We start from the raw sequence: 7,942 nt of genomic DNA on the forward strand, positions 1-7,942 counted from the left end.
GACCCGCAGACGAGACCCGCCCCGTCAACCCTCAGACCGCAGGCCCGACCCCACGGCCGGGCAGCGGAGTTGCGGAGGTACCCATGTCGCAGATCGTCCGTGCCGCGCTCGTCCAGACCCGCTGGACCGGCGACCAGGAGAGCATGATCGCCCTCCACGAGCGGTACGCCCGCGAGGCCGCCGCCCAGGGCGCGAAGATCATCGGCTTCCAGGAGGTCTTCAACTCCCCGTACTTCTGTCAGGTCCAGGAGCCCGAGCACTACCGCTGGGCCGAAGCCGTCCCGGACGGCCCGACCGTCCGCCGGATGCAGGACCTCGCCCGCGAACTCGGTCTGGTGATCGTCGTCCCGGTCTACGAGGAGGAACAGACCGGCGTCTACTACAACACCGCGGCCGTCATCGACGCCGACGGCAGCTACCTCGGCAAGTACCGCAAGCACCACATCCCCCAGGTCAAGGGCTTCTGGGAGAAGTACTACTTCAAGCCCGGCAACCTCGGCTGGCCCGTGTTCGACACCGCCGTCGGCCGGGTCGGCGTCTACATCTGCTACGACCGCCATTTCCCCGAGGGCTGGCGCGCCCTGGGCCTGGCCGGCGCGCAGATCGTCTACAACCCCTCCGCCACCAGCCGCGGCCTGTCCTCCTACCTCTGGCAGCTGGAGCAGCCCGCCGCCGCCGTCGCCAACGAGTACTTCGTCGCCGCCATCAACCGCGTCGGCACCGAGGAGTACGGCGACAACGACTTCTACGGCACGTCCTACTTCGTCGACCCGCGCGGCCAGTTCGTCGGCGACGTCGCCTCCGACAAGGAGGAGGAGCTCGTGGTCCGCGACCTCGACCTCGGCCTGATCGAACAGGTCCGCCAGCAGTGGCAGTTCTACCGGGACCGCCGGCCCGACGCCTACGGACCGATCTCCGAGGCGTGAGGAGCACCGCGATGACCACCCGCGACCCGCACCAGCGCACCGTCGTCCGCGGCGGCCTCGTCATCACCGCCACCGACGAACTCCACGCCGACGTCCTCGTCGAGGGCGAACGCGTCGTCGCGCTCGCCACCACCGGCAGCACCGCCGCCGGGGCCTGGACCGCCGACACCGTCATCGACGCCACCGGCCACTACGTCATCCCGGGCGGCGTCGACGCCCACACCCACATGGAACTGCCCTTCGGCGGCACCGCGGCCTCCGACACCTTCGAGACCGGCACCCGCGCCGCGGCCTGGGGCGGCACCACCACCATCGTCGACTTCGCCGTCCAGCCCGTCGGCGGCTCGCTGCGCGAGGGCCTCGACACCTGGCACGCCAAGGCCGACGGCAACTGCGCCGTCGACTACGCCTTCCATACCATCGTCTCCGACGTCAACGACGGCGTCCTCAAGGAGATGGACGCCCTCGTCGACTCCGGCGAGTCCACCTCCTTCAAGCTGTTCATGGCCTACCCCGGCGTGTTCTACAGCGACGACGGCCGGATCCTGCGCGCCATGCAGCGCGGCGCCGCCAACGGCGGGCTGATCATGATGCACGCCGAGAACGGCATCGCCATCGACGTGCTGGTCGAGCAGGCCCTCGCCGCCGGGCGCACCGCCCCCCGCTTCCACGGGGAGGTGCGCCGGGAACTCCTGGAGGCCGAGGCCACCCACCGGGCCATCAAGCTCGCCCAGGTCGCCGGCAGCCCGCTCTACGTCGTCCACGTCTCCGCCGCCTCCGCCCTCGCCGAGCTCGCGCAGGCCCGCGACGCCGGGCTCAACGTCTTCGGCGAGACCTGCCCGCAGTACCTGTTCCTCTCCACCGACAACCTCGCCGAGGCCGGTGCGGACGGCTTCGAGGGCGCCAAGTACGTGTGCAGCACGCCGCTGCGCCCGCGCGAGCACCAGGAGGCGCTCTGGCGCGGGCTTCGCGCCAACGACCTCCAGGTGGTCTCCACCGACCACTGCCCGTTCTGCTTCGTCGGGCAGAAGGAACTCGGCCGCGGCGACTTCTCGAAGATCCCCAACGGCCTTCCCGGGGTGGAGAACCGGATGGACCTGCTCCACCAGGCCGTGGTCGACGGGCACATCACCCGCCGCCGCTGGATCGAGATCGCCTGCACCACCCCGGCCCGGATGTTCGGACTGCACCCGCGCAAGGGCACCATCGCGCCGGGGTCCGACGCCGACCTCGTCGTCTACGACCCCTCCGCCGTGCAGACCGTCTCCGCCGCCACCCACCACATGAACGTGGACTACTCGGCCTACGAGGGGCGCCGGCTCACCGGCCGCGCCCGCACGGTGCTCTCGCGCGGCACCGTGGTGCTCGACGACGGGCAGTGGCTCGGCCGGGCCGGCCACGGCACCTTCCTGCGCCGCGACACCTGCCAGTACCTGACCTGACCTGAGCCGGCCCGGCCCGGCCCGGGCCGCTGTCGGCAGCCCGCCGTCGACGGCCCGCCGTCGCCCACCAGACCCCGCCGACCAGATCCCGCCGCCCGCCGGGCCTGCGCCAACGGCCCGGCCGGCGGCACCACCCTCTCCCCGGAGCCACCCATGGACATCGGCCTCGTCCTGCAGACCGACCCGCCCGCCCGCCTGCTCATCGACCGGATGATCCGCGCCGAACGGGCCGGGTTCAGCCACGGCTGGACCTTCGACTCCTGCGTGCTGTGGCAGGAACCCTTCGTCATCTACAGCCGGATCCTCGCGGAGACGGAGCGGCTGACCGTCGGCCCGATGGTCACCAACCCCTCCACCCGCACCTGGGAGGTCACCGCCTCCCTGTTCGCCACGCTCAACGACATGTACGGCAACCGCACCGTCTGCGGCATCGGCCGCGGCGACTCCGCCATGCGCGTCGCCGGGCGCCGGCCCGCCACCCTCGCCCGGCTGTCCGAGGCCATGCACGCCGTCAAGGAGCTCGCCGAGGGGCGCACCGTCGAGGTGGACGGCACCGACATGCACCTCCCCTGGGTGCGGCCCGGCGCCGAGCTCCCGATCTGGATGGGCGCCTACGGGCCGAAGGCGCTCGCGCTGACCGGCCGTCAGGCCGACGGCTTCATCCTCCAGTTGGCCGATCCGTACCTCACCGAGTATATGATCAAGGCGGTCCGCTCCGCCGCCGCCGAGGCCGGCCGCGACCCGGACGCGCTCACCATCTGCGTCGCCGCCCCCGCCTACGTGACCGCGGACGACTCCCCGGAGGCCCTCGCCCACGCCCGCGAACAGTGCCGCTGGTTCGGCGGGATGGTCGGCAACCACGTCGCCGACCTGGTCACCCACTACGGCGCCCACTCCGACCTCGTCCCGGACGCCCTCACCGACTACATCAAGGGCCGCCAGGGCTACGACTACAGCCACCACGGCCGGGCCGGGAACCCGGACACCGCCTTCGTCCCGGACGGGATCGTCGACCGCTTCTGCCTCATCGGGCCGCCGCAGGCCCAACTCGCCCGGCTGGAGCAGCTCCGCTCCCTCGGCGTCGACCAGTTCGCCGTCTACGCCATGCACGACGCCGTCGAGGCCACCATCGACGCCTACGGCAGTGACGTGATCCCGCACCTCGCCCGGTCCTGACCGCCGCAACCGCGCTCGCGCAGACGGGAGTCGCCCATGGCCGAGACCGCGATCGGCGGCGGTGGGCAGCGGCAGCACCCCGACGGCCGGGTCGAACTCGACCCGGCCGCAGGCCGGTTGCCCGCCAACGGCTTCACCAACGACGACCTGCGACCCGTCCCGGTGGAACGGCGCACCTGGACCACCTACAACTTCCTGGCGCTCTGGGTCGGCATGGCCCACAACATCCCCTCCTGGACGCTCGCCTCCGGGCTGGTCGCGCTCGGCATGGACTGGAAACAGGCCGTGCTCACCATCGCGGTCGCCAACCTCGTGGTGCTCGTTCCGATGCTGCTCAACGGGCACGTGGGAACGAAGTACGGGATCCCGTTCCCGGTGTTCGCCCGCGCCGCGTTCGGACTGCGCGGCGCCAACCTGCCCGCGCTCCTGCGGGCGGCGGTGGCCTGCGCCTGGTTCGGCATCCAGACCTGGATCGGCGGCGAGGGGATCTTCCTGCTCGCCGGCAAACTGCTCGGCTCGTCCTGGAGCACCGCGGCGCAGTTCGGCGGCTACCCGTGGACGCAGTGGCTCTCGTTCCTCCTCTTCTGGCTCCTGGAGATGGCCATCATCGCCCGCGGGATGGACACCCTGCGGCGGTTCGAGAACTGGGCGGCGCCGTTCGTGATCGTCGGCGCGCTGGCGCTGCTGGTGTGGATGACGGTCAAGGCGGGCGGGTTCGGGCCGCTGCTCGACCAGCCCTCCCAGCTGGGCTGGGGGCGCGAGTTCTGGAAGGTCTTCTTCCCCGCGCTGATGGGCATGATCGGGTTCTGGTCGACCCTCGCGCTCAACATCCCCGACTTCACCCGCTTCGGCGGCAGCCAGCGCGCCCAGATCCGCGGGCAGGCACTCGGCCTGCCGACCACCATGACCCTCTTCGCGCTGCTCTCCGTCCTGGTCACCTCCGGCTCGCAGGCCGTCTACGGCGAACCCGTGTGGGACCCGATCGAGCTCGCCGCGAAGATGGAGAACCCGGCCGGCCTGCTGTTCGCCCTGCTGACCGTCCTGGTCGCGACCCTGTCGGTGAACATCGCCGCCAACGTCGTCTCGCCGGCCTACGACCTCGCCAACCTGCTGCCCCGGCTCGTCGACTTCCGCACCGGGGCACTGATCACCGGGGTCGTGGGGATCGCGATCTTCCCGTGGAAGCTGATCTCCGACCCGCACGTGTACATCTTCACCTGGCTCGGCGTGGTCGGCGGCATGCTCGGGACGGTGGCCGGGGTCCTGATCGCCGACTACTGGGTGCTGCGCGGCACCCGGCTGCGGCTGGCCGAGCTCTACCGGCCGGGCGGGGCGTACTGGTACGCGGGCGGATGGAACTGGCGGGGGGTGCTCGCCCTGCTGGTCGGGGCCGTCCTCGCGGTCGGCGGGTCGCACGGCGGACCGTTCCCGGCGGACGGGCTGCTGCCCGCGCTCGAACCGCTGGCCGACTACGGCTGGGCGGTCGGCTTCGCGGCGGCCTTCGGGTTGTACCTGCTGCTCTGCGCGCTCCCGGGCGGCCGTCCGGCGGGAACGGACGGTGCCGAGGAGGGCCGCCGTTGAGGGCCGCCGCTGGGGGCTGCCGTTGAGGGCCGTTGAGGGTCGTTGCGGCTCGGTGTCGAAGGGGTCGCCGCTGAGGGCCGTTGCGGCTCGGTGTCGTAAGGGCCGCCGCTGACGGCCCCCTCGGCTCGGTGCCCAGGTGCGTCCAGGTCCCGAGGCGGTCACGGAGGTGTCAACTCGCCTGCACGGCCGGCGGTGCGTCGATACGGTCCGCTCAACACCCGCACCACGTACCAGAGGACACCATGCGTCCCATCCTCCCGATCCTGGTCGCCGGCGGATTCCTCGCCGCCACCGCGGCCTGCGGCAGCAGCGCCGACAGTCGGTCGGCCGCTGCTCCGCCCGCCGTTCCGTCGACCGCTTCGCCGACCGTTCCGCCTGCTGCTCCGTCCGCCGTTCCGTCCGCTTCGGCGGCAGGTGGCGCCGCGTCGGCTGCCGCGCCGTCCGCCGGCGGCCCTGCCGCGGTCGGTGCGCCCCCGAAGGAGGTGGACGCGGCGGCCGCGCTCGGCAAGCTGGCGACGGCCGTGCCGTCGCTGAAGATCGTCAAGCAGTACACCGCCGAGGACGACCCGAACCACCTGCTGGGCCGCCCGGGCCAGTACGTGTCGAAGGTGTCGTTCTCCGACTCGCGGATCAAGCCGGCCGACGTGGAGGGCGAGAGCGCGGACTCGGTGGCCCGCGGCGGGGCCGTCGAGGTGTTCGCGACCGAGGCCGATGCGAGGAAGAGGTCCGAGTACATCCAGGCGATCGTCAAGGGCATGCCCGCGCTGCTGGAGTACGACTACGTGCGCGGCGCGGTCCTGATCCGGGTGTCGAAGCACCTCACGCCGGACCAGGCGAAGGCCCTGCAGTCCGCCGTGTGAGGCGGCGGCGCCGGCGCGCCCCCGTGGGCGCCCGGGCAGCGGTTTCCACCGTGTGACGGGGCCCCGGCCGGAGCGGCCTCCTCCGGGAGCGGTCACCCGCGCGGCCCGGCGCGTTCGACGGCGGCCAGCACCTTGGCGGTGCCGTCCTCGCCGGCGAGGACGTCGGCCACCGATCTGGCGCGGCTGCGGTAGCGGGGGTCGCCGACGGCCCGGCGGAGGGCGGCCGCGAGGCGGGGGGCGGTGAGGGCGTGCAGCGGCACCGGGCCGGGGGAGACCCCGAGCCTGGCCAGCCGGTCGGACCAGAACGGCGCGTCGAGCTGGGCGGGCACCGGGACGGCGGGCGTGCCGCAGCGCAGCGTGGCGGCCGTGGTGCCGGCCCCGGCGTGGTGGACCACGGCCGCCGTCCGCGGGAACAGCCACTCGTGCGGGGTGTCGCCGATGGTCAGGACGTCGTCCGAGTCCTCGGCGCCGAGGCCGCTCCACCCCGCCTGCAGGACGGCCCGCGCCCCCGCGCCGCGCACCGCCGCGAGGACGGTCGCGGTCAGCCGCTCGGGCTCCGGGACGACCAGGCTGCCGAAGCCGACGAAGACGGGCGCGGGCCCGGCGGCCAGGAAGTCGAGCAGCCGGGCCGGGGGCTGCCAGTCCGGATCCCGCACCGGCCACCAGTAGCCGGCGACGTCCAGTCCGGGAGGCCAGTCGGCCGGGCGCGGCACGACCGTGGGCGAGAAGCCGTGCAGGACGGGGTGCCTGCGCCGGGCCCGGGCGATGCCGACCGGGGGCAGGCCGAGGCGGCGGCGCAGGGCGCGGACGGCCGGGGCGAACAGCCGGTCGGTGGCGGCCTGGACGGCGTGCCCCGCGAGCAGGTTTCCCCGCCGGCCGAGCGACCGGGTGCCGGTCACCGCCGGCGCGAACTCGCGGGTGGGGGAGAGGGGTTGGAGGTACAGCCCGATGCTGGGGATGCCGGCGGCCTCCGCGGCCACCTGGCCCAGCGCGCTGGTGGTGCTGGTGGTGAGCAGCAGATCGGTGCCCAGCGCGGTGGCGTCCGCGATGCCCTCGCCGAGGGCCGGCATGAACCTCCGCCCCAGGCGCAGCAGTTGCAGGATCGCGTACGGTCCGCTGCCGGCGCGCAGCAGCCGCTGCCCGTCGTCGGAGGCGAGTTCCGCGCGCGGGTCGACCGGCAGCGGGCGGAACTCGAGCCCGGCGGAGCGCACCGGCGCGGTGAAGGTGGTGTGCGTGGCGACGGCCACCTGATGGCCGGCCGCTCGCAGGCGGACACCGAGCCCGATGAACGGGGCGACGTCGCCCCGGGAGCCGGCGGTGGCGATCAGGATGCGCATGGCGGCAGTATCCCGGCGCGGGCGCCCGGGCGGGAGGGTGCCACGCCCGGGGCAGGGGCCCGCGGGGCCCGTCGGGCGGGTGTGCCGGGAGGGGCCGGTTCGAAGCCGGGCCAGGGGCGGCTCCGGACTGGTCGGGCCGGTGCGGGGCGCCCTGCGTCGTCGCCTGCCGTGTCGCCGGTGCGTGTCGCCGGTGCGTGTCGCCGGTCGGTGTCGCGGGGGTGGTGGCGCCGGAACCGCGGGCCGGGCGGGTGGCGTCCTCCGGTGCAGAGCGGCGGGACGGGGCCGTCGCGCCGCGAACGGGAGGGACAGATGAGCATCGTCGCGTGGATCGTGCTTGGCCTGGTGGCGGGGGCCCTGGCCAAGCTGCTGCTGCCCGGGAAGGACCCGGGCGGCCTGATCGTGACCACCCTGATCGGCATCGCCGGCTCCTTCGTCGGCGGTTGGATCGCGTCGCACTTCCTACACAGGTCGGTGACGGCGCACTTCTTCGACATGGCCACCTGGTTGTCGGCGATCGGTGGCGCCCTGGTGCTGCTGATCGTCTACCGGCTGCTGTTCGGCAGTTCGCGGCGTTAGGGCCTGCGGTGAGCCGGGCGGCGGCGGACTCGTGCCCGCCGCCC

Annotated in this window: 7 protein-coding genes; 6 read left to right on the top strand and 1 reads right to left on the bottom strand. The window is 73.5% G+C overall.

Going from position 1 to position 7,942, the window contains the following annotated elements; all coding sequences use genetic code 11:
• The first annotated feature begins 83 nt into the window (after nucleotides 1-83).
• The 5 genes from ACIA8Q_RS03305 (at nucleotide 84) to ACIA8Q_RS03325 (ending at nucleotide 5,985) form a co-directional block, all read left to right on the top strand.
• On the top strand, nucleotides 84-926 hold the full coding sequence (locus ACIA8Q_RS03305; protein ID WP_360205310.1) for a nitrilase-related carbon-nitrogen hydrolase: 843 nt from the start codon (nucleotides 84-86) through the stop codon (nucleotides 924-926).
• A gap of 11 nt (nucleotides 927-937) precedes the next feature.
• The gene (gene hydA, locus ACIA8Q_RS03310) at nucleotides 938-2,368 is read left to right on the top strand and encodes a dihydropyrimidinase (protein ID WP_360205313.1); all 1,431 of its coding nucleotides are present in this window, start codon (nucleotides 938-940) and stop codon (nucleotides 2,366-2,368) included.
• A 153-nt stretch (nucleotides 2,369-2,521) separates the two neighbouring features.
• On the top strand, nucleotides 2,522-3,544 hold the full coding sequence (locus tag ACIA8Q_RS03315) for a TIGR03842 family LLM class F420-dependent oxidoreductase (protein ID WP_360205315.1): 1,023 nt from the start codon (nucleotides 2,522-2,524) through the stop codon (nucleotides 3,542-3,544).
• Between the two features lie 36 nt (nucleotides 3,545-3,580).
• Nucleotides 3,581-5,125, top strand: a complete 1,545-nt coding sequence (locus ACIA8Q_RS03320; RefSeq protein ID WP_360205317.1) for an NCS1 family nucleobase:cation symporter-1 — start codon at nucleotides 3,581-3,583, stop codon at nucleotides 5,123-5,125.
• A gap of 482 nt (nucleotides 5,126-5,607) precedes the next feature.
• Entirely contained in the window at nucleotides 5,608-5,985 is a 378-nt protein-coding gene (locus ACIA8Q_RS03325) for a hypothetical protein (protein ID WP_360205319.1), read from the top strand.
• A gap of 92 nt (nucleotides 5,986-6,077) precedes the next feature.
• Here the strand turns inward: ACIA8Q_RS03325 and ACIA8Q_RS03330 are convergent, their stop codons facing one another.
• Nucleotides 6,078-7,322 (bottom strand): glycosyltransferase, encoded by a 1,245-nt coding sequence (locus tag ACIA8Q_RS03330; protein WP_360205322.1) that lies wholly within the window; start codon nucleotides 7,320-7,322, stop codon nucleotides 6,078-6,080.
• 309 nt (nucleotides 7,323-7,631) lie between these two features.
• On the opposite strand from ACIA8Q_RS03330, the gene ACIA8Q_RS03335 reads away from it, so the two are divergent.
• Nucleotides 7,632-7,898: a GlsB/YeaQ/YmgE family stress response membrane protein gene (locus ACIA8Q_RS03335; RefSeq protein ID WP_360205325.1), complete on the top strand. Its 267-nt coding sequence runs from the start codon at nucleotides 7,632-7,634 to the stop codon at nucleotides 7,896-7,898.
• The last annotated feature ends 44 nt before the right edge of the window (nucleotides 7,899-7,942 follow it).

The sequence above is a fragment of the Kitasatospora sp. NPDC051705 genome, from assembly GCF_044453265.1.
Classification (GTDB): Bacteria; Actinomycetota; Actinomycetes; order Streptomycetales; family Streptomycetaceae; genus Kitasatospora.